The sequence below is a fragment of the Actinoalloteichus caeruleus DSM 43889 genome (genome assembly GCF_000429185.2).
Taxonomy (GTDB): domain Bacteria; phylum Actinomycetota; class Actinomycetes; order Mycobacteriales; family Pseudonocardiaceae; genus Actinoalloteichus_B; species Actinoalloteichus_B caeruleus.
The window spans coordinates 1,051,009-1,074,488 of record NZ_AUBJ02000001.1 but is presented as its reverse complement, the minus strand read 5'-3'; the positions used below and the strand labels follow the sequence as shown (position 1 = coordinate 1,074,488).

The 23,480-nt window shown below is 70.8% G+C and carries 14 protein-coding genes; 9 read left to right on the top strand and 5 right to left on the bottom strand.

The features are described 5' to 3' along the window. Positions 1-696: 696 nt before the first annotated feature. On the bottom strand, positions 697-915 hold the full coding sequence (locus tag G443_RS04210; protein WP_026417948.1) for an MbtH family protein: 219 nt from the start codon (positions 913-915) through the stop codon (positions 697-699). A gap of 257 nt (positions 916-1,172) precedes the next feature. Between G443_RS04210 and G443_RS04205 the strand changes: the two genes are divergently transcribed. Beyond that, positions 1,173-2,321 carry an aminotransferase-like domain-containing protein gene (locus G443_RS04205; protein WP_035291614.1) on the top strand — a complete coding sequence of 383 codons (1,149 nt, stop codon included), beginning with the start codon at positions 1,173-1,175 and terminating at the stop codon, positions 2,319-2,321. Between the two features lie 775 nt (positions 2,322-3,096). Further along, entirely contained in the window at positions 3,097-5,484 is a 2,388-nt protein-coding gene (locus G443_RS04200) for a beta-galactosidase (RefSeq protein ID WP_035291617.1), read from the top strand. A 501-nt stretch (positions 5,485-5,985) separates the two neighbouring features. Here the strand turns inward: G443_RS04200 and G443_RS04195 are convergent. Beyond that, positions 5,986-6,939, bottom strand: a complete 954-nt coding sequence (locus tag G443_RS04195) for an SDR family oxidoreductase (RefSeq protein WP_026417950.1) — start codon at positions 6,937-6,939, stop codon at positions 5,986-5,988. A 197-nt stretch (positions 6,940-7,136) separates the two neighbouring features. Between G443_RS04195 and G443_RS04190 the strand changes: the two genes are divergently transcribed. From G443_RS04190 to G443_RS04170, 5 genes are all read left to right on the top strand, one after another. Further along, the gene (locus G443_RS04190; protein WP_026417951.1) at positions 7,137-7,988 is read left to right on the top strand and encodes a helix-turn-helix transcriptional regulator; all 852 of its coding nucleotides are present in this window, start codon (positions 7,137-7,139) and stop codon (positions 7,986-7,988) included. Between the two features lie 902 nt (positions 7,989-8,890). Beyond that, positions 8,891-9,829 (top strand): ParA family protein, encoded by a 939-nt coding sequence (locus tag G443_RS04185; protein ID WP_026417952.1) that lies wholly within the window; start codon positions 8,891-8,893, stop codon positions 9,827-9,829. Further along, positions 9,826-10,578 carry a hypothetical protein gene (locus G443_RS04180; protein ID WP_026417953.1) on the top strand — a complete coding sequence of 251 codons (753 nt, stop codon included), beginning with the start codon at positions 9,826-9,828 and terminating at the stop codon, positions 10,576-10,578. Before G443_RS04185 ends, G443_RS04180 begins: the two co-directional genes overlap by 4 nt. 7 nt (positions 10,579-10,585) lie before the next feature. Beyond that, entirely contained in the window at positions 10,586-11,983 is a 1,398-nt protein-coding gene (locus G443_RS25320) for a restriction system modified-DNA reader domain-containing protein (protein ID WP_051313662.1), read from the top strand. A gap of 557 nt (positions 11,984-12,540) precedes the next feature. Beyond that, positions 12,541-13,530 (top strand): class I SAM-dependent methyltransferase, encoded by a 990-nt coding sequence (locus G443_RS04170; protein WP_026417955.1) that lies wholly within the window; start codon positions 12,541-12,543, stop codon positions 13,528-13,530. Between the two features lie 652 nt (positions 13,531-14,182). On the opposite strand, the gene G443_RS04165 is transcribed toward G443_RS04170, so the two are convergent. Then, complete coding sequence (locus G443_RS04165) at positions 14,183-15,322, bottom strand: serine hydrolase domain-containing protein (protein WP_026417956.1); 1,140 nt, start codon at positions 15,320-15,322, stop codon at positions 14,183-14,185. Positions 15,323-15,415: 93 nt separating this feature from the next. Between G443_RS04165 and G443_RS04160 the strand changes: the two genes are divergently transcribed. Beyond that, positions 15,416-16,006, top strand: coding sequence for a PadR family transcriptional regulator (locus G443_RS04160; protein WP_026417957.1), 591 nt, complete (start codon positions 15,416-15,418; stop codon positions 16,004-16,006). Positions 16,007-16,162: 156 nt separating this feature from the next. On the opposite strand, the gene G443_RS04155 is transcribed toward G443_RS04160, so the two are convergent. Further along, positions 16,163-16,921: an Atu4866 domain-containing protein gene (locus G443_RS04155; RefSeq protein WP_026417958.1), complete on the bottom strand. Its 759-nt coding sequence runs from the start codon at positions 16,919-16,921 to the stop codon at positions 16,163-16,165. A gap of 820 nt (positions 16,922-17,741) precedes the next feature. Continuing rightward, positions 17,742-18,893, bottom strand: coding sequence for a cystathionine gamma-synthase (locus G443_RS04150; RefSeq protein WP_026417959.1), 1,152 nt, complete (start codon positions 18,891-18,893; stop codon positions 17,742-17,744). Positions 18,894-20,023: 1,130 nt separating this feature from the next. Here G443_RS04150 and carB point away from each other — a divergent pair. Further along, positions 20,024-23,434 (top strand): carbamoyl-phosphate synthase large subunit, encoded by a 3,411-nt coding sequence (carB, locus tag G443_RS04145; RefSeq protein ID WP_155886055.1) that lies wholly within the window; start codon positions 20,024-20,026, stop codon positions 23,432-23,434. Positions 23,435-23,480: the final 46 nt, after the last annotated feature.

The following is a 23,480-nucleotide window of genomic DNA, read 5'->3' as shown; positions in this document are numbered from 1 at the left end:
TTGCGTTGCCTCCTACGTCACTTCTGGGTCGGCTCGGCCGCGAGGACACCAAGCCGTGGAGCACGGGGTGGGGCCGGCGAGAACGTGACGGCACCGGTCCTCGTCGACGCTCGGTCGGCAGCCCGCCAAGGCGCCAACCGAAACCGTCGATCGCCACTGGCGACCTGTCGCGCCCGGTGCGCCTGTGGCACCCGGGTCTCGGGCGGATCCAGGGTCGGAACAACGCACTTCCGTGGTGCTCCGGCATGTTCATCGGAAGGATCAGGGGGCGCGTTCGGTCCCGAGGTGGAGTCCACTTCCGTGAACGGGAGTCCGCATTCAAGCCTGGTGACGGACCCGCCCCCGCAATACCGAAAGGGGTGGTGTGGGTGAAATGTCCGGACAACGGTGCGACCAGTGGTCGCGCGGAACACGGCCCAGTCGAGTGGTGGACCGGGAAACGAGTCCGAACACCTCGAATTCGGCCGCGGCGTTCGGTCATCCAGGGCGGTTCGTCACCGGAACCCGCGGAAAGGAACGACCTGGTCGGTCTCGCGTCGCGCCTCCCTCCGGAACCACCTCCGGAACCACCTCCGGTTCCGCCCCGGCCGCGTCCCGTCGACCAGGCGCCGCCACGGAGCGCGACACCGGTCGGGATCGTCGCGGCCACCGCGCGGGAAGCCGCGGCGGCCAGGAACCGCCCTCACCCGGTCTGCCTCACCCGGCGCCCTCGGCCATGGCGTCCCGCAGGCTTTTCGGCCTCATGTCCTGCCAGGAACGCTCGATGAACTCGGTCATCTCATCCCGGGTGCCAGGGCCGTGCACCACGGTCCAGCCCGCCGGCACCTCGATGGGTTCCGGCCACAGGGAGTACTGCTCCTCCTCGTTCACCAGAACCAGGTAGGACCAGTCGTCGTTCTCGAAAGGGTTGGACATCGGTGAACAGTGCTCCATTCACGGCGTTGCGCGACTCGTGTGCGACGTGTCGACGCAACGTACATGCGACGGTATGGACTGGGGTTGAAATCGTGTTGAAACGAGGATGTACCCGCAGGTGAGCAATGCGGTGAACCGATTTACCGGAGCGTCGGGTCTGTTAGTGTCGAGCGATGTGGAACGGAAAGGGAGCGGTGGCCCCCGCCGCCGTGGAGCGAATAGTGAAAGCGCCGCCCCCGCCCATCCACGCGGCATCCATGGCCACTTCACCGGTGCGGGATCTCCTCGAACTCGCGGACCGACCCGACGTCATCTCGTTCGCGGGTGGATTTCCCGACCCGGCACTCCTGGACGTGCCGGGTATTCGCGCGGCTTTCGACACCGCGTTGTCGGGCGATGACGCCGGCCGAAACCTCCAGTACTCCTCGACGGAGGGGAACGCGGCCCTGCGCGAGCTCGTCGCGGAGCGCCTCAGCGGTCGAGGTCTGGCCACCACCGGGCGTTCGCTGCTGATCACGACGGGCTCCCAACAGGCGTTGACGCTGGTCGCGACGACGCTGCTGGACACCCGGGCGGTGGTCCTCGTCGAGGAACCGACCTATCTCGCCGCACTCCAGTGCTTCCACCTCACGGGAGCGAAGGTCGTCCCAGTTCCTGGTGACGAGCAGGGCATCCTTCCTGATGCGCTCGCCGCCGTCGCGGGCCGGGAGGGGCCGACGATGCTGTACCTCGTCCCGACCTTCGCCAATCCCACAGGACGGACGCTGCCCGCCAGACGCCGCCGGGAGGTAGTCGAGATCGCCAGGAGGCACGGGTTCTGGATCGTCGAGGATGAGCCGTACGCCGAGCTCCGCTACGCGGGCTCCGACCTCGACCCACTCGCGGCCCACCCCGCCGCCGAGCAGCACACCCTCTACCTCGGCAGTTTCTCCAAGATCGGCGCCCCTGGTCTGCGGATCGGATGGGTGCGCGCTCCCGCCTCGCTGCTGCCGTCACTCGTCGTCGTCAAACAGTCCCTGGACCTCCAGACCTCGACGGTGGACCAGGCCGCCGCCGCGCACTACCTGAGCACGGGCGCATTGGACGCGCAGGTCACACGGCTCCGCGTCGCGTTCCGCGACCGCAGGGACGCCATGCTGGGGGCACTTCCCACGACCCTGCCCGACGGCAGCGCCTGGACGCGCCCCGAAGGCGGCATGTTCATCTGGGCTCGCCTCCCCGAGGGCGTGGACGCCGGACGACTCCTCCCCGACGCGCTCGCCGAGAAGGTGGCATTCGTACCAGGCCAGCCCTTCCACGTGACCGCCACCGCGCCGGAGACGATGCGGCTGTCCTTCACCGCCAACACCACAGATGCAATCGTGACCGGCATGACCAGGCTCGCCAGCGTCCTGCGCCGATCCTGATACCACCGGCACGGGATCCGGGCCGTGAGCCCGCTCGTGATGGGACGTCGGCGACCACGCCAACCTGAACCCAGTTCCTCCGATCCCCCACCTGACGGGCTGGCCGAGCACGGAGGATGACCGAACCGTCGATCCCGCAGCGGAGCCCCCGGCCTGGTGACCGAGCGGGTCCGGGCCGCTGGCCTCGCGCGCCGGAGCGGGCGCCGAGGACCGCGGCCGCGCCGCCGGCCCGGCCGCGCACGCCACCAGCGCCGCGCGTGGCCGGTGCGCGGAACCCGAGCCGGCGGTCCCGCCCGCCGCGCCGGCGCTACCACACCGGGAGGAGCGAACGGCTCCGGTTCCGAACCCCGACCACCGCCTGACCAGCCCAGGCGACGTGGGGGGACGAGTACCGCGCACCTCGGGACGAGGCCACCCGGAACCGCCCCAGACCGTCGCGGTCACCTCGGCCCGCTCCCGATGATCGACCAGCCAGGGACCGGCCACGCCAACGGCGACGCACCAGGGGACCGAGCCTCCGCCCGCCGATCCTGGCCTCGCCCCGCCTCACTCGGCCCGGCAAGGGGCGACCCACCGGTGCGGAGACGGGGCGATGGCGCACGGCGCGGGCTCACGGTGGCGAACTCCCCCGATGGCCGACGTCGGCCGGACTGGCCGCCAGCGTCCCAACATCGCTTCACTCTTAGGAATTTATGGTTTAACGTGCGCCGCATCTGCCGGAGGGCAGGCTGCCGGACCTGGGAAGCAGGCCCGGATCCAGGGCGAGGAGGCCAAGGTGCGGACACTGTCGCTACGCCCGGTCGTGACACCGTTGACCGGCCATCTCCGGATGGGCGAGCCCGACGGGACCCCGGACCGGATCACCGCCACCAGCACCCACCTCGTGCGCGGTGGACGTCCCTGGTTCCCCGTCATGGGCGAGATCCACTTCACCCGGTGCCCGCGCTCGACCTGGCGGGAACGACTGCTCAACATGCGCGCCGGTGGTGTGACCGTCGTGGCCACCTACCTGTTCTGGCACCACCACGAGGAGCACCGTGGGGAATTTCGGTTCGACGGCGACCGGGACCTGCGCGCCTTCGTGCGGTTGGTCGGCGAGTGCGGCATGGACGCCGTGGTGCGCATCGGCCCCTGGGCGCACGGCGAGGCACGCTACGGCGGGTTCCCGGACTGGGTCGTGCGCTCGGGAACCCGCACCCGCACCGACGACCCGGCCTACCTCGACCTCGTCCGCCCCTACTACACGCGGATCGGCCAGGAGCTGACCGGCCTCTACCACGCCGAGGGCGGCCCCATCGTGGCCGTCCAGGTCGAGAACGAACTCCACGACCAACCGGAACACCTGCGGACCCTCAAACACCTCGCGCGCGACGCCGGGATCACCCCCGCGCTGTGGACCGCCACCGCCTGGGGCCCCGCGGAACTGCCCTCGGACGAGTTCCTCCCGCTCTACGCCGGATACCCGGAGGCGCCCTGGGACGACGCGCACCCCGGCTGGACCCGCCACGCACGGCGGCACTTCTTCTTCACCGAATTGCGGGACGACAACACCGTGGGGGCCGACCTGCGTCTCGAGCCCACCGCCGGAACCGGGCCTCCCCTCGACCGCTACCCGTTCGCCACCTGCGAGCTCGGCGGCGGCGTCCAGCCCACCTACCACCGTCGACCGCTGGTCGACCCGGACGACATCGCCGCCCTCGCGCTGACCAAGATCGGATCCGGGTCGTCCTGGCAGGGCTACTACATGTACCACGGCGGCACCCATGTCACCGACGCCGCGACCGGAATGCAGGAGTCGCTGGACACCGGATACCCCAACGACCTGCCCGTGGTCAGCTACGACTTCCAGGCGCCGCTGGGCGAGCACGGGCAGGTCCGCCCCACCTACGGAGCCCTCCGGCTGCAACACCACCTCCTGGCGGCCGCCGGCCGCCGCCTCGCGCCGATGCGGTTCGTCGAACCCGACCAGACGCCCCGTGACCTCGACGACCGGGACACCCTGCGGTGGGCCGTCCGCACGGACGGGACCTCCGGGATGGTCTTCGTCAACAGCCACCAACCCGGTGGCGAGACCCTCGCCGCGCACGACGACGTCCAGTTCCGCCTGCTCGGCCCCGACGGCCCCCTGGACCTCCCCAGTGAACCCGTCACCATCCCCACCGGCGCCTACTTCGCGTGGCCGTTCCGCTGGCCGTTGCCCGGCGAGGCGGTACTGGAATCCGCCACCGCCCAACTCGTGACCACACTGGACGACCTCGTGGTCCTGACCCGCACCGCCGGGATCGCGGTCGAGCTCATCGTCTCCGGCATCGACGCGACGCGGGTCGAGAGCCCGCACGCCTCCGTCGACGACCTCGGGGCCGGCCGCACCCGAATCCGGGTGCCCGAACCGGGGCCCGAGGCCCTGATCGACCTCGGCGCGCTCCGGGTGCTGGTGCTCGACGAGGACACCGCGCGTCGCACCGCGATCGGTGAGCTCTGGGGCGCCCGTCGCCTCGTGGTCGGGGACGGGGTCCACCTCGTACCCGACGGCGAACACCTCCACCTCGAGTGCGGGCCCGGCGGAGGGGCGCTCCTCATCCACCCGGCGCCCGCCGCGTCCGCCCCGCCGGCGGTGGTGGCTGACGGGGAGGACACGGCCGCGCCGTTGACGCTGCGGTCGGGCGGCACCATCGGCACCTTCGCCCGCGTCGAGGTCGACGCCCCACCCGCCGCCCCCGAGGTGGGACTGGTCGAACTGGCGGCGGCCACCGGACCGGTTCCCCAACGCCGGGGCGGGCCACTGCGACGAGCCGCCGCCCCCCGGGACGACTACTACGCCACGGCCGCCGCCTACCGCGTCGACCTCGACGAGAACGCCTTCGCCGGCGCCCACCGGCTGCTGCTGCGACTCGACTGGGTGGGTGACGCGGCGCGGGCCGAACTCGACGGCACGCTGGTCGCCGACCAGTTCTGGAACGGGGCGCCCTGGGACATCGACCTGGGCCGGCACCGCGAGGCGTTGCGCCACGGTGGGCGGCTCGTCCTGCGGCTGCTGCCGTTCGACCCCACGGCGGCGATCCACGTCCGCGATGACCTCCGTCCGAATGACGTCACCCTCCGCCTCGACGGCGTCCAGCTCGTCCCGGTGTACCGGGCCACCATCGCACCCGGCCCGTCATGACCACGGCCGCCCTCGCCAGCGGCCGGTCCGTCATCATCCCCCGCGTTCGACCCGATCCACCACCGCGCACCAGCGGGCCGGTACTCCCAGGCGAGGGGCCGTCCCCGCGGTGGGGAGCCGGCCGCTCGCTCGCCGGCCGGCCGGAGACGCCGTCAGCGTCGAGCAACCGCCGGTCGTCACGGCACGCGAGCCCAGCCACCCCGTCCGGCGACACCAACCGCGAGCCTCATCCACCCCCGGCCCGGCGGAGCATGTCAACCACGACCGACGTCGAGGACGATCGCGGCGGAAGCGGGAACGCGCGCTGGGGACAGTGGCCCACCGAGGTGGGGGCGTGTTCGATCCCGGCCCCGATCCGCTCCTGGTCTCGACCGACCCGGTGCCGGGCTGACGGAACGAGCCGGCCAACCGCCCGGGCCTGACGGCGCCGGGCGTTGTGGTGCCCCATCTGCCGTTCCCCGCCGCGGCCGACGATGAGCGCCAACGCCGAACCGCCTACGGTCAGGCACGCCCCTCGGTCGGGAACGAGGCACCGGTCAGGTTTTCGGACACCCGCCACATCCGGTCTGCCTCGTCCTCGCTCCGAAGCCGTGAGTAGAGGACCTGCTCGGCGGGCGCACCGGACAGGTGCCCGAGACCGCTCGGTCCGTACAGGCGTCCCCCGCGTGCGGCCGGCGACGTCGCGGCCATCAGGGCCGGCAGCAGAGCGGTCTCGACCGTTCCGGCGAGCACGCCGCGGCGGGCCAACGCGCGGATGAGGCGCACTCCCAGCGTGTCCCGGTCCCGACCGATCTCGGAGCGCGCGGCCAGCAGGCTGGTGGGGGCGATACCGGGGTGGGCGAGGTTGCTGGTGATTCCCCAGCCACCGGCCTGGCTGCGCCGATCCAGCTCCAGGCCGAACAGCCCGAAGGCGATCTTCGACTGGCTGTACGCGCGACGCCCGTGGTATGACCGCTCCCAGTTCAGGTCGTCCCAGTTGATGGCGTTCTGGTTCGCGGCGATGCTGATCTGCGAGGTCACGCGTGCCCGACCCGCGCGGAGCAGCGGCAGCAGGTGGGCGACGAGGGCGAAGTGCCCGAGGTGGTTGCTGCCGAACTGCAGCTCGAACCCGTCAGTGGTGGTCAGCCGGTCCGGCGGGGTCATCACACCGGCGTTGTTGACGAGGATGTGGATCGGGCGGTCCTCGCCGCGCAGCGCCGCGCCCAGCGCGGCGACGGACTCCAGCGACGAGAGGTCGAGCTCCCGGAGGGACAGCGCCGCGCCCGGGTGCCGCCGCGTGATCCTCTCGATCGCCGCTTCGCCCTTGCGGGTGTTACGAACGGGCATGACGACCTCGGCGCCCGCCCCGGCCAGGCGGGCGGCCAACCCCAGTCCGACCCCGTCGCTGGCGCCGGTGACGACGGCGAGCCTCCCGGAGAGATCAGGAACGGTGATGTCCGGTTGGGTTCGTGCCATGTGCTGCTCCTGGTCTCCCTCGACAGTGCTGTGGTCCCAGGGTGAGTCTGACCCGGAGCGGTATCCACGGCCTCCCGATCCCAGGCGGGTCAGGCCCAGTCAGCCCAGCGCGGAGAGGGGGATCAACGATCCGAGGCGAGCCACCCGGCGCCGAGGGCACACTGAACGGCACCGGGACGAGGAAGGGGACCACGGGCGTGATCGATCGAGTTGGGCTCGCCGAGTTCCTGCGCCGCCGCCGGGAGTCGCTGCAACCCGAGGACGTCGGCCTCCCACGTGGTCAACGGCGCAGGACCGCCGGCCTCCGCCGGGAGGAGGTCGCGATGATCTGCCACATCTCCACCGACTACTACAGCCGACTGGAGCGGGAGCGCGGCCCGCACCCGTCCGAGCAGATGATCGCCTCGATCGCGCAGGGCCTGCACCTGTCCCTCCCCGAAAGGGACCACCTGTTCCGCCTGGCCGGGCACAACCCACCCCCGCGAGGCGCCGGCAGTGAGCACGTCAGTCCCGGTCTGCTCCGCATCATCGACCGGCTCGACGACACCCCAGCCGAGATCGTCACCGAGCTCGGCGAGACCCTCCGGCAGACCCCGCTCGGTGTCGCACTGACCGGTGACACCACCCGCTACGTCGGCCCCGCGCGCAGCATCGGCTACCGGTGGTTCACGGACCCGGCCACCCGGTCCCTGTACCACCCCGACGACCACGCGCTGCACTCCCGCGTCTTCGCCTCGGGCCTCCGCGCGATGGTCACCCTCCGAGGACCCGGATCACGAGCAGCTCACCTCATGGAACTCCTGCTCGCCCGGAGTGCGGAGTTCCGGGCGGTGTGGGACGAACACGAGATCGGCATTCACTACAACGGCGTCAAACGTTACGCGCACCCGGAGGTCGGGGCCCTGGAGCTGACCTGCCAGATCCTGCTCGACCCCGACCAGTCCCACCGCCTCCTCGTCTACACCGCCGCTCCCGGCAGCGAGAGCCACGAGAAGTTGCGGCTCCTCTCCGTGCTCGGGCCGCAACGCACGACGTCGCCGGAGACGTGACGCCCGTCCCCATCGGAGGTGGGCGGATCGCGTGGTCGTGGCGCCCTCCAGCATGTCGTGTGATGGGTCCGGGGTACGGAGGCGGTTCGGGCACCTCCCCTCGAGCCGGACCCGACACGAGCGAGGACGGCCAGGGGCACCCCTCACCCCTGGTTCCCGGTGGGGTCGCGAGCCAGGTGGGAGGTGACCAGGGCCGGCCGGAACTGGGATCCCACCACGGCATTCAGCGGGAAACCGGGTGGGAGCCGTACGTGGCGAACGGCCCCGGCGCGCGGCGCCCGGACACCCACATCCTCCGGGTGCACGTCAGAACAGGCACAGTCGTGACTGGACCGTCCCGCGTGGTGGGTGTGGGTCGTTCCGCCGCCCGTCCCACCCTCGGCCCGGACGTGGGGACCCCGGGCCGAGGGTCGGAGGCCGGTTCACCCAGCACCGCACGGCGGGGTGAACCCGATCCGCGTCCTGGCGAGTGACCCTGGCGGGTTCTGAGGGAAGGGCCAGTGCCCGCCCGCCTCGTTGGCGGGACAACCACCTCGGCGAAATGAGCGGTGAACGACGGCGACGCGGTTCCCGGGGCCAGGGCCGAGGAGTTCTCGGGACGACGACAACGCGGTGAGATATCCCGTGACCTGGTCAGCGCGGCGACCGGTTCGGTGCCGGCCGCGTCGAACCGAATCGGATTGACTAGAATCCGCCAACGATGCGGGCAGGGGTTGTCCGCAGTGCGCGGACCAGAGTCCGACTACGGCCGAACGGACGATCGGCTGGCGTCCTTTCGGTCGATCAGGTTGATTGGTTGGTTGTCCTCGGAGTAGGGCTCTGGAAAAGTCACCGAGCCAGATCGCCTTGCGATCTCGAACAGTGTTCCCCGTACCGACGAGCGTGAGGAGCATGCGGAACTGATGCGGACCGTGGCTGTGATGAACTACAAGGGTGGCGTGGGGAAGACGACCCTGACCGCCAATCTTGGTGCGATCGCCGCGAGGCGGGGAATGCGGGTGCTGCTCATCGACCTTGATCCGCAGACCAACCTGACCTTCTCGTTCTTCTCGATCGACGAGTGGCAGGACGCGATCAAGGATTCGTGCACGATCAAGCAGTGGTACGAGGGTGACATGCCGGGGCGGGACATCTCCCTGTCGGATCTCACGCTCACCCCGGAACGGGTCAACAGGGCGTTGCGCGGTACCGGCCGCCTCGACGTGATCTCGTCGCACCTCGGGCTCATCGACATCGATCTCCAGCTCGCCGCCCTCCTCGGCGGGAACACCACCCTGGGCGGGGCTCAGCGGAAGTTCCTCGACCTGCACGGCTGCCTGCGGCGCGCGCTCGAGGACGACCACTTCGACCAGTACGACCTCGTCCTCATCGACTGCGCACCGAACTTCGGCCTCGTCACCAAGACAGCCATCGTCGCGAGCCAGCACATCCTCGTGCCCGCGAAAGCGGACTACCTGTCGACATTGGGGCTCGACTACCTCGTCGGCAACTGCGCCATGCTCGTGGACCAGTTCAACGAATTCGTCAACCACCGAGGGCTGGACGCGCATCGCCCGATCGACCCGGCGATCCTGGGAGTGGTGTTCACCATGGTCCAGATCTACTCGCAACAGGTAATCGGGGCCCAGCAGACCTATGTCGAGGAAGTGGAAGTCAACTCCCAGGTGTCGGTGTTGAAGAGCAAGATCCGGAACAGTCCTCGTCACTTCAGTGGAGCGGGGGAGAGCGGAATTCCAGCGATGCTGGGCGCGAGGGACGAGGACGACGTGGTCAAGGAGTTCGCCGCCCTGGCCGACGAGGTGTTCGGCGCGCTCGCGTTGTCCCCGGCTGGTGAGTCGTGACCGAGCTGCGGAGACTCATCGCCCTGAACGCCCGGTGGAACGAATTCCTGGAGAACCAGGACGAGGCGACGCTCGACGCCCTCATCGACGGCGCGATCCGGCTCACCACCACCAACGTCGAGGGAATCCGCGATGACGCGGCACAGCGCGGAGGAGCTCCCACTACCAGCCCTCCGGAGGGCGACGTCCTGTCACCCGACGACCCGAGGCAGGTGACGTCGACCCTTTCCGCCTTGACCTCGGAGAACGATCGGCGGGCCTACCTGGACACGCTGCGGCTCACCGTGAAGCAACTCCGCGCGGTGGCCAAACTGCGCGGCCTGACCCGCTACAGCGGGCTCACGCGTGCCGCGCTCATCACCCTCCTCGCCAGCGGTGGCCCGGAGCGGGACGACACGGACACGGCGCACCCGGGCACACCCCCCGGCGACGAACCCACCGCTACCCAGACCGGACAGCACCACGCTCCCGCCGCACCCCGGTCGTCGACCCCGTCGTCGACCGGAGGGGCCCCGGTGGTCGAGGTCGACGCGGCGGCCATCGCGACGCGGCTTCGCCGGACCGAGACGGAGGAGGACGGAGCCGCCTATCTCGACGCCCAGGGACTGGACCGGGAGGGACTGCTGGCTGTCGCCGCCGAATTGCGGCTCACCCGAATGGACCGCCTGTCCAGGACCGAACTCAGGCGAAGGGTGCTCAAGCAGGCGATCGGTGCCCGCCGCAAGTTCGCCGGACTGAGGAAGTGGTGAGGCTCCAGTGACCGCTCAGGTGGAAGTGGGACGTGGCGGCGCCGGCGGCCGGGCCAGGTACCTCATCGACGGGCGCCGCGTCACGGTCGCGGACCTGGTGGAGGCGGGTCTGGTCCAGGCCGGTGCGAAACTCCGGTTCACCCGGAACCGGATCGGGGAGATCCACCAGGCGACGATCACCGAGCAGGGCCGCATCCGCCTGGACAGCGACGGCGAGGAGTTCCGGTCGCCGTCCAGGGCGGCCATGGTGGCAGCGGGGATGCGAGCGGTCGACGGCTGGCGGGTGTGGTTGGTCGTCGACCAGGACCGACTGCTGGACGCGGTACGCCAGGAGCTGCTCGACCAGGCGATCAGCGAAGGCGACCGACCCCACCGGGACACCGCGCGGCCGAGCGTCCACGAGCGCCTGCGACAGGCCCGTCAGCGCGCCGAGGCGCGCGAACCGGAACGCGTCACCGTCCGTGAACTCCTGACGTACTGGGGAGCCGAGGACCGGGGCGACCAGGTGAGCCAGATCGAAGCGGACCTGGCCAACCACGGGTTGGTGACCTCGCCGAGCTTCCGCGCGGTGACGCTCGACACTGTGGTCGCGCTGACCGTTCCACCCGACGGCGCGGAGGGGAGCCTCACGGCGGAGGGCGCCGGGGGCGACGACATCCGGATCGTCGACGAGGACGAGGGGGACGACGACCTGAACGTCCGCCTCACGGTGGGCAACCTGTCGCCGCTGGCCGGCGTGGAGTTCGTCAAGCCCGACGGCGCGCTGGTCGAGGCGATCACGAAGATGACCCTCAACGACTACTCCCAGTTGGCCGTACTGAACGGCACTCGCAACCTGCGCGGAGCCGTGACGTGGCGTTCGATCGCACGCGCCCTGCAACGCAAGCCCGACGCCAGCGTCGCCGACGCGATCGACCCACAGGTGGAGGTCGTCTCCTACGACCGCGACCTCTTCGAGATCCTCCCCGTACTGCAGAAGCGCGACTTCGTGTTCGTCCTGGACGAGACGAAGGCGATCAAGGGGATCGTCACCACGGCGGACGTGGCCCATCGTTACGGCGAGATGGCCACCCCGTTCTTCCAGCTGGGCGAACTGGACCAAACGCTGCGCTGGGTCCTGCGGCGCAACTTCGACATCGACACGGTCCGCTCGATCTGCGGCCGGCCGACCACGAGCTTCGAACGACTCACCATCGGCGACTACCAGCGGGTTCTGGAGCACGACGCGATGTGGCGGAGGCTGGGCTGGCCGTTGGACCGGGCCACCTTCATCGCTCGGTTGAACGAGATCCGGGCCATCAGGAACAAGATCATGCACTTCCACCCGGACCCGATACCCGAGGACGCCGTGGACAAGCTGCGGATGTTCAACCGCCTGTTGCGCGACTACCGGGGGCCGACCTAGTCCAGGGTTCCGTGGCGCCCATCCGGCGATGGTCGAGGAGCACGGGGTGGTGCGGGTCAACCGTCGTCCGGGTGCAAGCCAAGCCTTCGTCACCAGGAGGGGCCGCCTCGTCGGTGACGGGGCGTCGGCCCGGAGGCCAGCGGTGGCGCCACGCGCGTTCCCCTGCCGTGCGGACGCCTCCGACCATCCGAGGTGACGACCTGATCGGACCGCCGGTAGGAGTCCGTGCTCGCTTCTGGGGGAGGGGGCGCTCCAGAGGGCCGGGTTCGGGCAGCCCTCCAGGTTCGGCGAACGGGGCCGAGGCAGCCCTGTGGCCAGTCGCTGGGAGCCAGGGCGTCCCCGCTGGTGGGAACAGGAGCACCGCTCTCCTGGTACGACCCCGGCCGCTCACGGGGTTCCTGTCCCGACGCGGTGGGGCGGATGTGCCCAGGTCGGGACAGGAGGACGGGCGCCGGTACCAGCTCCGAGTCGGGAGCGGACACGAAGCAGCGCCGGAACGAGGACACCGCGACCGCCAGGGACACCCGGAGGCCCCTACGAGGAAGGACGGACCCGGAATGACGAACGAGCCACCCTCGACACAGCACCTCACCGCGCTCGCCGCGCCCGACGCGCTCATCGACTGGCGGCTCGCCGTCTGCTACGAGACGGCGCACACCACCGGCATCCTCGACGAACTGCCCGCGACGGCAGCGGACATCGCCGACGCTCGGGACCTGGACCCCGACGCCGTCCGGGCGGTCCTGTTCGTCCTCGCCGGATGGCACTACGCCACCGTCGACGAACACGACGTCTTCTCCCTGGGGCCTAATCGGCCACAGCCGCACGAGCGCGCGGCACTGGCCCAGCATGGCTCGTGGATCCGACGCTGGGCCGCGCTCGTGCCCCGACGGGTCCGCGACCGGAAGGCGACGGCGCCGGACACCCCGCCGCCGATGGATCCGGCGACCGGGCTCGCCCTGCTGGAATCAGCCGGTCGTCCTTTCGTCAGCGCTGTCGTGGACACCTGCCTGGACGGGTGGCGGCCACGGACCGGTGATCGGGACAGCGCCCACGTGTTGGACCTCGGTGGTGGGCACGGCGCCTACGCCCGGGAGTTCGCCCGGCGCGGTTGCATCACCACGATGCAGGATCTGCCCGGGGTCATCGAGTTGGCGAGGGCGGACGGACGCTCCGCCGCCGCCGGTGTCGAACTCGTCGCCGCCGACGCCGTCACCGACCTGGCCCCAGGGCCCTTCGACCTGGTCCTGTGCGGCAACCTCACGAACCTCTTCCCACTCGACCAGGTCCGGGATCTCCTCAACCGACTGCGTGACGTGCTCGCTCCCGACGGCCAGGTGGCCATCGCGTCCTGGCTTCGTGACCACGGCCCGGTCGGTGCCGCGTTCGGCGTCCAGATGCTCGTCGCCACCACGGCCGGTGATGCGCACGGCGAGAGCGACTACCGGCGCGTGTGCGCCGACGCCGGGTACACGGATATCCGCTTCGTGGATGTCGATCACGCACGCTTCACCGTGGTGCTCGCCCGGCCGGCACCGACGACCTGACCGCTCGTCTTCGGCCTGGCCATCCCGGCGCGATCGACCGGGTTCGTGGTTGGTCGCGAGCAGCGGGCGACGGGTGGTCAGCCCGGCTGATCTCTGCCCGTGTTGGTGGACTTCCGCGCCGGCCCGGGGAGGCACGCTTGAAGCCGCCTCCTCGGGAACCAGGAGCCTGCCCTGCCCACTCCCGGCCGAGGAGCGGGCGAGTACCGGGCAGGGTGTGTCGTCACCTGGAGGGACGCCCGGCGCCGACGTCCACCGACCTCGACGGCACCCGGAGCGGCGTACGCGACCCGGCCCCGCGAGCGGGTTCGGCACGGACGTGGCAGCGGTCGAGGAAGCCGGCGCACCTGATGCCTTCGCGGTTGGGCGCGGGTGTGGCTGCCGCGAGGTCCCGTGGCGGGCGGTGTGCTCGGCAACGAGGACTGGGGCGCGGCCGTACGTGGTGGGGGACCTGGTCCGCCACGGCCCCAGTCCGGGAGATGGGGGAGCACCCGGTGCGGCCGCGGGGCATGTCGTGTCGAGGTCAGTCCCTTGGCTCCAGGCTCGGCGGGCGCTGGCCGAGCATCCCTCGGACGGTGTGCCCGCGTGGGACAGAGGTGCCCGTTCCGGCGAACCGGTCGAAGGGTGAGGCGTTCCTCCGCTGCCAGAGCGCCGGTCATGCTCGCCAGGCGTGCAGCATCCGTGCCATGAGCTGGAAGGGGAGGGCCTGTCCGGAGACCTGGTCGACGGTGCCGGCCAGGTGGAGGTCGAGTTCCGGGCAGTGGAACAACCAGGTCCCCGTGGCTCCCGAGTGGCCCACGAGAGTGAGGGGCGGCCTCCCCGCGGTCATCAGCCGTCCCACCGTGTAGACCATGGTGCCGAGCCCGTACCGGAGGACCGGGATGTCGCGGAGCCGGTTCCGCCGCTCGGTCAGGAGGTCCACGGACCGGGCGTGGTCGAGGACCTCGCCGGCCAGCAGGGCCCGCTGGAAGGTGAGGAGATCGTGGTTGGTGCTGATCAGGTCGTTGCTGGACTCGATCAGCGAGGGGACTTCGACGCGGCGTCGACCGGAGTGGAGCGGCAGCGGCGGTCCCGTGTGCGTGTCCAGCCGGGGGTAACCGGGGAGCCACGTGCGGGTGAGGCGGAGCGGGGTGGTGATCCGGTCCGCGAGGAGATCGGCGAACGGCCGCCCGGTCACCGCCTCCAGGATGCGGATCAGCAGTTGGAAGCCGGTGTCGGAGTAGCGGGCCTTCTGCCGGGGGGCCGACAGGTCCTGTGGCGCGAAACGCGGGCGCTGCTGCTCCCGGACGACCCGCAGCATGTCCTCGAACGTCCACGCCTGGTCCCGACCGGCGCGGAGGTGCTCAGCCAGGCCGGGGCCCGAGCGCCGCTTCCCGAAGTGGTCGGGGAGCCCGGACGTGTGGCTCGCCAGGTGGCGAACGGTGATCTCCGGTGTCCGCTCCGTCCCCCGGAACACGTGGAGTCCGGCGGTGGTCTCCACGGGCAGGTAGTTGGTGATCGGCGCGGACAGTTCCAGTTCGCCGCGCTCGTGCGCCTGGAGCACGAGCGCGATGACGAACCGTTTGGTGATGCTCGCGGCGAAGAACGGGCTGTCACGACGCGGTACGGGCTCGTCGCTGGCGGGAGCGCAGGCGCCCGACCAGCGGAGCTTCCCGTCGCCGGACTCGACCGCGGCGCTGACGTGGTGTACCCGGCGGCGCGCGACGAGAGTCCGCACCAGCCGTGTCAACCGCGCCGCGACCTCAGCGGTGACCGAGTTGTCGGGGGCGGATCGCGTCGCGAGTGGGGATGGCACGGCGAACTCCTCTGGTTTGCCCTGGCACGGACGTATCTCTTAGACATGTCTAGTAGATATGTCTAAGAGAGTCAAACGGCTAGACTGCCCGCCATGGCACACGTCATCCTCGGGCTGTTGCTGATCGCCCCGCAGAGCTTCTACGCCCTCGTCAGGGCGTTCGAGGCCAGCGTGACGCTCTTCTACAGCGCCAGCTCCGGCAGCATCAAACGCGCGCTCGACGGCTTGCTCACCCGGGAGCTCGTCGAGGTGGCCAGCACCCAGACCGGGGGCCGGGGCAAGAAGACGTACCAGGTGACCGAAGCCGGTCGGCGGGAGTTCCGCGCGTGGATGACGGGGGAGCTGGCCGGACGGGATCTGGAGAGCGCCGCGCTGTCCCGGCTCTACTTCCTCGGCCTCGTCGAGCCCTCGGAACGGGTGGCCGTCCTCCGCCGCATCGAGGCGCGCGTCGAACATGATCTGGCGAAGTTCTCACGACTCGACGAACAGCTCGACACGGTGAAAGTCCCGGAAGGACTCACCGAGGTCGCGGCCAGCCAGCGCGCCACCCTCGCCTACGGCATCGCCTCGCTCCAGTTCATGCTGGACTGGTTCCGCGACCACGCCGAGCGCCTGGACGGCACACCACCCGACCAAGCCCGGACTTCGCGCGAGCATGGGCGCCGCGACCAGGCCCGACCCTAGATCGGGCCCCGCCGGCACCGCCGCCCGCGAGGGCGAGCCGTCGCGGTCCGGTCGAGGAACCGTTCCGGGCACCGCTGCCCACCGCCAGAACGTTCCCCAGCGAGCTACCGCCAACCCTCCTGGCGATGACGGCGAGGACGGGGTCGGCCTGACGCGTCACCGGTCGGTCCCGCCCTCCGCCGGCTTCCGACGCAGCGTGTAACCCGCGTGGTGGAGCGTGTCGCCGTCGAACTCACCGAACGCCCAGAACCCGAGGTCGTCGAGGTAGTCGATCCGGTCGCCCCGAACCCAGTACCGCCCCTCGAACGCGTGCGTCCGACCACCTCGCGTCTCGTCGTAACGGCCCTCGGCGGTCAACTCCTGGTGGAGGAAGTCCTCGGTGTCGATCCAGACACCCACCCTGGCCGGGTCGACCGGCGCCTCGGCGAGACCCGACCCGGCGTCGTCGCCCCCGGGACCGATCCGGTGGCCGTCCCACGCGACCGGCACGCCCCGCCGGAACACCGCTCGGGTGCGTTCCGGTGCCGCCAGCAGGGTCCGGGCGGCCGAGGCGAGGTCCGGTGCGTCGGCGTCGTCGAGCACGGCGAAGTCGGCGGCCCCGCCGGGGACCAGCGCGCCAACCAGTGCGGCGCGGTCCACGAGCCCGATCGGGGCGGTCGTGTCGAGCACGCTCGGGACGAGGGTGGTGCCGGTGGCCTGGATGACGATGGCGCCGTCGTCGTCGGCGGCGCGAACGATGCCGGGGCCCACGCCGACGACGAGATCACCGCCGACGAGCAGGTCGGCCCGGGTGAGGGTGCCGATCACCGGGTCGGAGGTGAGGATCGTGGCGTCGGTGATGAGGACGGGTCGTCCCGTGCCCGTGAGCACCGCGTCGAGGTCGGCCGCGGTCCAGGTGTTCGGTGTGGAGGTCATGACGACGACCCTGCTACCGCGGCGACGGGCCCGGTAGGGCACGCGGCCCCTGGGGGTAGGAGGACCAGGCAGGGACGCGGGTACGACGGGTTCCGAGCGGGGCGAGGTGCCCGGGGCGCGGTGGCGAGGTCGGCGCCACGTCCCCGCTCCCTCCACCCGACGTGCGTGCGCACGGGGCGTGACCACGACGGCCATCAATCCGTCATTCACTATGGCTTCAGTCATGAATGAAATCAATCACCCGTGACCCATCATCCCCAACCACGCTCACGTCGAGGACATTCCCCACTTGCCAGCCCCCACGCTCCACTGACCCGCCGACAGGGCGGCTCCGAGGAACTCGCCGAGCCGAAGTGCTCGGGCCGTCACCTCGCTGAGGAGGAGGTCCTGGACAGGACACGACGAACGCGTCACCGGATGAACGTGACCACCGCGGCTCGTACCCTTTCGACGTACGCGTCAAGGGCAGGAACGACCCCGCGACGAACGCACGTCGGGGGAGGACCCGGCCGCGCCCAGCCGGGTGACGGGAGCAACCAGGGGTTGGCCAGGAGGCTGCGGGGAAGGCACCTCCCTGGCCGTGCCCCGTCCCGGTCGAACCCGACCTCGGGGGACGCGGCCACCGTCGGGGCATGACCGACCGGCGAACGATCGCGCGCCGCGCCACCGGCCGGCTCTGGTGCTCGCCGAGGGTGAACCCCACCTGGCCCCGACCGGGAACATCGCCGGCACGCCCCCACCGGTCGGCCTGGACCGCACCCGCCGCGCACGCCAACGCGCGGGGCACCGGGGTGCGGTCATTCCCGACCGGTGTCGCCCATCAGCTCAATGCGGCCAGGAGATCGGCGATCAGATCGTCCGCCGACTCGATACCCACCGAGATGCGCACCAGATCCGCCGGAACCTGGAGCGGCGAACCAGCCGTGCTGAGGTGCGTCATCCGGCCGGGGTGCTCGATGAGGGACTCGACGCCCCCCAGGGACTCAGCGAGGGTGAACAACCGGGTGCGGGAGCACACCCGCAGCGCGGCCTCCTCACCGCCCTCGACGGTGAACGACACCATGCCGCCGTAGCGACGCATCTGCTTGGTCGCGATCTCGTGGCCGGGATGCTCGGGCAGCCCCGGGTAGTACACGTGCGTCACCTTCGGGTGGCGCAGCAAGGCCTCGGTCACCCTCTCGGTGTTGTCGGAGTGCTTCTCCATCCGTACTTCGAGTGTCTTGATCCCCCGCAAGGTCAGCCACGCGTCGAACGGCCCGGGGACCCCGCCGGCGGCGTTCTGGAGGAAGCCGAAGCCGGCGTCCAGCTCGTCGTCGGAGGTGACCAGCGCACCGCCGACCACGTCCGAGTGACCCCCGATGTACTTGGTAGTGGAGTGCAGCACCACGTCCGCGCCCTGACGCAGCGGGCTCTGCAGGTACGGCGAGGCGAAGGTGTTGTCCACCAGCAGTCGCGCGTCCGCCCCATGCGCCACTTCGGCCAGCAGCGCGATGTCGGCGACGTGCAGCAGTGGGTTGGTCGGTGTCTCCACCCAGAGCAGCCGCGTCGTCGGCCGCACGGCGGCACGCACGGCGTCCACGTCCGCCAGTGGTACCGGGGTGTACTCGACGCCCCACCGCGCGAGCACCTTGTCCATCAGGCGGAACGTGCCCCCGTAGGCGTCGTTGGGGATGACCACGTGGTCGCCAGGTCGGAGGATCGTGCGCAGCGCGGTGTCCGTCGCCGCCATTCCGGACGCGAAGGCCCGTCCGTGCCGGGCGCCCTCCAACGCCGCAAGGCATTCCTCCAGCGCCGAACGCGTCGGATTCCCGGTACGGCTGTACTCGTAACCGCCGCGCAGGCCCCCTACGCCGTCCTGGGCGTAGGTGGACGTCGCGTGGATCGGCACGATTACCGAACCCGTCCGGGGGTCGGGGTCCTGGCCGGCGTGGATCGCCCTGGTCGCGAAACCGTACTCGTCAGTTTCCGTCATGACAACAGGGTATCGCTGGTCGGGGTTGTCGCCTTTCGGGTGATGCCGCTACCCGCCACCGGTTCCGGTTCGTGCGGCGTATTCGCCCCAGCCGGCGCCGCCCGAGTGGGAGAATGGAGGATTTCGCGGAACGGGCCGCAGGGTGTGCGTGGGCGCGGGTGGGGGAAGGGTCGTTTCCCTGGCGGCGGATGCCGACCAGCCGGTCGCCGCCGTCGCAGGTCGGCGGGCGATGGGTTCCGCCGTCCGGACCATCGTCGACGACCTCGGAAAAATACCGACGAACCTGTATTCGCGCGATGCCCGTGAATCAGCAACCCATATTCGTGGGGGTTCGTTCCCGGAAAATGCGGGAATGTGGTCCACCGTTGGGCCGAATGCCGACTTGTCAGGCTTTCGGAAATTGATAATCTGAGCCGGCTCGATGGCCAGCCCGCATCGGGACCGCGCTCGGACAGATGTTGACCCGTGCGGTCACCGCGCTGTGCTTCGCCCGCGGTGAGCGGGGGTGGCCGTCGGGAACGAAACCGCGCGTTCGGGGGACGCGCGAATCAACATGGGGGATCACAAATGAATTCGGAACCGGTGATCGGGCAGGGACTGCCATCACGCGACGAATCCCACCACGGAGGTTCGAGTCCGGGTGAGGCGGCGCCCGTCCCCGAGGGGGTCGACGGGGAATCCCGGTCGGGGGGCCGACCACGAGGCACCCCGGGGCGGGACGGTGAGCCAGGTGCTCCCAGCCCCGGCCCGGATGACCTCCCCTCGGTGCCCCATCCCCGATCAGGACGAGGTGCCGGGATGCGGGGGACGGCGGTTATCGCCGCTGCTCCCGTTCGTCGGCGCACTCGCCACCCCCGTGCGCGAGTCGCGGCACGCGTCCACCGAGGCGGAGTCGGCGAGTCGCGCAGGCCGCCGTTCGCCCCGACCCGCGCCACCACCGAGGGGGCCGTTCCCGCCAGCGTCCTTCCCCGTCGCCGCGGGCGGCCGGTCGTCCGGACGTTTCCCTTGGCCGTTCCCCGAACGAGCTCGCGGTGGCGATTCCTCCCGGCCGGTGCCGGCCCGCCCTCCGGCGAACGCGGCACCCCGACACCGAATGCCGACGGTGGGCTGGCGACGAGCGAGGGCCACTGATGCCGAAGCGGGACGACCTCACCCACGTGCTGGTGATCGGATCGGGGCCGATCGTCATCGGCCAGGCCTGCGAGTTCGACTACTCCGGTACCCAGGCGTGCCGGGTGCTGCGGGAGGAGGGCCTGCGGGTCAGCCTGGTCAACTCCAACCCCGCCACGATCATGACCGACCCCGAGTTCGCCGACGCCACCTACGTCGAACCGATCACGCCCGAGTTCGTGGAGCGGGTCATCGCCGTTGAACGGCCGGACGCGATCCTGGCCACCCTGGGCGGGCAGACCGCGCTGAACACCGCCATCGCCTTGCACGAGCGGGGTGTGCTGGAGCGGTACGACGTCGAACTGATCGGCGCGGACATCGACGCCATCAAGCGTGGCGAGGACCGGCAGATCTTCAAGGACCTGGTGCGCGGCCTCGGCGCCCAGGTACCGCGAAGCGCCGTGTGCCGCTCCATGGAGGAGGTCAGGGCCAGCGTCGCCGAACTCGGCCTGCCAGCGGTGATCCGGCCGTCCTTCACGATGGGCGGCCTCGGGTCGGGCCTGGCGCACGTCCCCGAGGAGCTGGAGCGGTTGGCCGCGGCCGGACTCGCGGAGTCCCCGGTCAGCGAGGTGCTGATCGAGGAGAGCGTGCTCGGCTGGAAGGAGTACGAGCTGGAGCTGATGCGCGACCGCGAGGACAACGTGGTCGTCGTGTGCTCCATTGAGAACATCGACCCGATGGGGGTGCACACCGGCGATTCGGTCACCGTCGCGCCCGCCATGACGCTCACCGACCGGGAGTACCAGCACATGCGCGACGTGGGCCTCGCGGTGATCCGCGAGGTCGGCGTCGCCACCGGCGGCTGCAACATCCAGTTCGCGGTCAACCCGGACACCGGACGGATGGTCGTGATCGAGATGAACCCGCGCGTCTCCCGATCCTCCGCGCTGGCATCGAAGGCGACCGGCTTCCCGATCGCCAAGATCGCCGCGAAACTCGCCATCGGCTACACCCTCGACGAGATCCGCAACGACATGACCGGCGAGACCCCGGCCAGTTTCGAGCCGGCACTGGACTACGTCGTGGTGAAGGTCCCCCGGTTCGCGTTCGAGAAGTTCCCGGAGGCGAACCGCGCACTGACCACGACCATGAAGTCGGTCGGTGAGGCGATGGCCATCGGCCGCAGCTTCATCGAGGCGCTCGGCAAGGCACTGCGCTCGATGGAGACCAGGGCCGCCGGCTTCGGCACCGTCCCCGACCCTCCCTCCCGCGACCGCGACGCCGCAGCCCGAGCCGCGTTGGAGGCGTTGCGCACCGGACACGACGGGCGGTTGTACACCGTGGACCAGGCGCTTCGCCTGGGAGCCACCATCGAGCAGGTGCGGGAGGCCTCGGGCATCGACCCGTGGTTCGTCGAGCAGATCGCCTGGCTGGCCGACCTCCGCCGACGGATCAGCGACACCGAGGTGCTGGACGAGCGCCTGCTGCGCACCGCGAAACGAGCCGGCCTGTCCGACCGCCAGATCGCGGCACTGCGTCCCGAACCCACCGACGAGGACCAGGTACGCGCGCTGCGGCACCACCTCGGAGTGCGGCCGGTGTTCAAGACCGTCGACACCTGCGCCGCCGAGTTCGCCGCCAGGACCCCGTACCACTACTCCGCGTACGAACTCGACCCCGACGCGGAATGCGAGGTCACCGAGCAGCGCGACCGGCCGAAGGTACTGATCCTGGGGTCGGGGCCGAACCGGATCGGGCAGGGCATCGAGTTCGACTACTCGTGCGTGCACGCGGCGACGGCGCTCCGCGCGGCCCCCCACCCTCCAGGTGGGTACGAGACGGTGATGATCAACTGCAACCCGGAGACCGTGTCGACCGACTACGACACCTCCGACCGCCTGTACTTCGAGCCGCTCACCTTCGAGGACGTGCTCGAGGTGTGCCACGCCGAGCAACGGTCCGGCACCGTCGCCGGCGTGATCGTGCAGCTCGGCGGGCAGACACCGCTGGGCCTGGCACAGCGGCTCGCCGACGCCGGCGTGCCCGTGGTGGGCACCCCACCCCATGCCATCCACCTCGCCGAGGATCGGGGCGCGTTCGGGCAGCTCCTCTCCGAGGCCGGCCTGCCCGCACCCCAGCACGGCACGGCCACGTCCTTCACCCGGGCGAGAGCGATCGCCGAGGAGATCGGCTACCCGGTGCTGGTGCGTCCCTCGTACGTGCTCGGCGGGCGGGGCATGGAGATCGTCCACGACGAGCGGACCCTGGCCGCCTACGTCGACCGCGCCACCGAGATCAGCCCGGAACACCCGGTACTGGTCGACCGGTTCCTGGACGGTGCGGTCGAGATCGACGTCGACGCCCTGTTCGACGGTGCGGAGATCTTCGTCGGCGGAGTCATGGAGCACGTCGAGGAGGCCGGTGTGCACTCCGGGGACTCGGCGTGCGCGCTGCCCCCGATCACCCTGGACCGCACCCACCTCGACACCGTGCGGCGCTTCACCAGGGCCATCGCCGAGGGCCTCGGCGTCCGAGGACTGCTCAACGTCCAGTACGCCCTCAGGGACGACGTGCTCCACGTGCTGGAGGCCAACCCGCGAGCCTCGCGCACGGTGCCGTTCGTGGCGAAGGCGACCGCCGTCCCCCTGGCCAAGGCAGCCGCGCGGGTGATGCTCGGCGCGAGCATCAGCGCGCTGCGCGCGGAGGGTGTCCTGCCCGCCGAGGGCGACGGTGCGACACCGTCGCCGCACGGCACCGTCGCCGTCAAGGAAGCCGTGCTCCCGTTCCACCGCTTCCGGACAGCGGCGGGCAGGGGAGTGGACGCGCTGCTCGGGCCCGAGATGAAGTCCACCGGCGAGGTCATGGGCATCGACGTGTCCTTCGGTCTCGCGTTCGCCAAGGCGCAACTGGCCGCCGGCATGACCCTGCCGTTGTCGGGTCTGGCCTACGTCTCGTTGAGCGCACGGCAGGCGGTGGTGGCGGCTCCTGCCCTGTGCGCCGTGCGAGGGCACGGGGTCGAGCTGGTGGCCGAACCGGCGACGGCGGAGTTGTTGGCATCCCGCGGCGTTCCCGTCCGGACGTTCCCGGCCCAGCGCGGCGAGGACGAGCTGGTGCGCCTGCTGGCGGAGGAGGTCGGGCTGGTGGTCGCGCTGGACCGGACTCAGTCGGCGCTCGTGGCGAGGTCAACCGCCAGCCAGTTCTCGACGGCCCTGGTGACGACCCTTCCCGGCCTGCTGGCCCTCGCCGCCGCGCTGACGGCGACGGCGGCGTCCGACTTCACGATTACCCCGTTGCAGCGGATGCGCACCACCAGCCAACCCGGCCACGACCTGCCGGCCGCCGCCCCCGGCGGAGCGGAGGCGCGGCTGGAGTACGAACTCGCGACGCTCGAACGGCAGGACCAGTGGTCGTCCCCGGTGCCGAGCACCTAGCCGAGTACGGGGCACGGCAGGACTTTCCCGTTTCGCCCGACAACCC

What these genes read in the sequence shown, in the direction of transcription:
- G443_RS04210 (WP_026417948.1), bottom strand. Translation starts at nt 915, where the DNA reads ATGTCCAACCCTTTCGAGAACGACGACTGGTCCTACCTGGTTCTGGTG.
- G443_RS04205 (WP_035291614.1), top strand. Translation starts at nt 1,173, where the DNA reads ATGGCCACTTCACCGGTGCGGGATCTCCTCGAACTCGCGGACCGACCC.
- G443_RS04195 (WP_026417950.1), bottom strand. Translation starts at nt 6,939, where the DNA reads ATGGCACGAACCCAACCGGACATCACCGTTCCTGATCTCTCCGGGAGG.
- G443_RS04185 (WP_026417952.1), top strand. Translation starts at nt 8,891, where the DNA reads ATGCGGACCGTGGCTGTGATGAACTACAAGGGTGGCGTGGGGAAGACG.
- G443_RS04170 (WP_026417955.1), top strand. Translation starts at nt 12,541, where the DNA reads ATGACGAACGAGCCACCCTCGACACAGCACCTCACCGCGCTCGCCGCG.
- G443_RS04160 (WP_026417957.1), top strand. Translation starts at nt 15,416, where the DNA reads ATGGCACACGTCATCCTCGGGCTGTTGCTGATCGCCCCGCAGAGCTTC.
- G443_RS04155 (WP_026417958.1), bottom strand. Translation starts at nt 16,921, where the DNA reads ATGACCTCCACACCGAACACCTGGACCGCGGCCGACCTCGACGCGGTG.
- G443_RS04150 (WP_026417959.1), bottom strand. Translation starts at nt 18,893, where the DNA reads ATGACGGAAACTGACGAGTACGGTTTCGCGACCAGGGCGATCCACGCC.
- carB (WP_155886055.1), top strand. Translation starts at nt 20,024, where the DNA reads ATGCCGAAGCGGGACGACCTCACCCACGTGCTGGTGATCGGATCGGGG.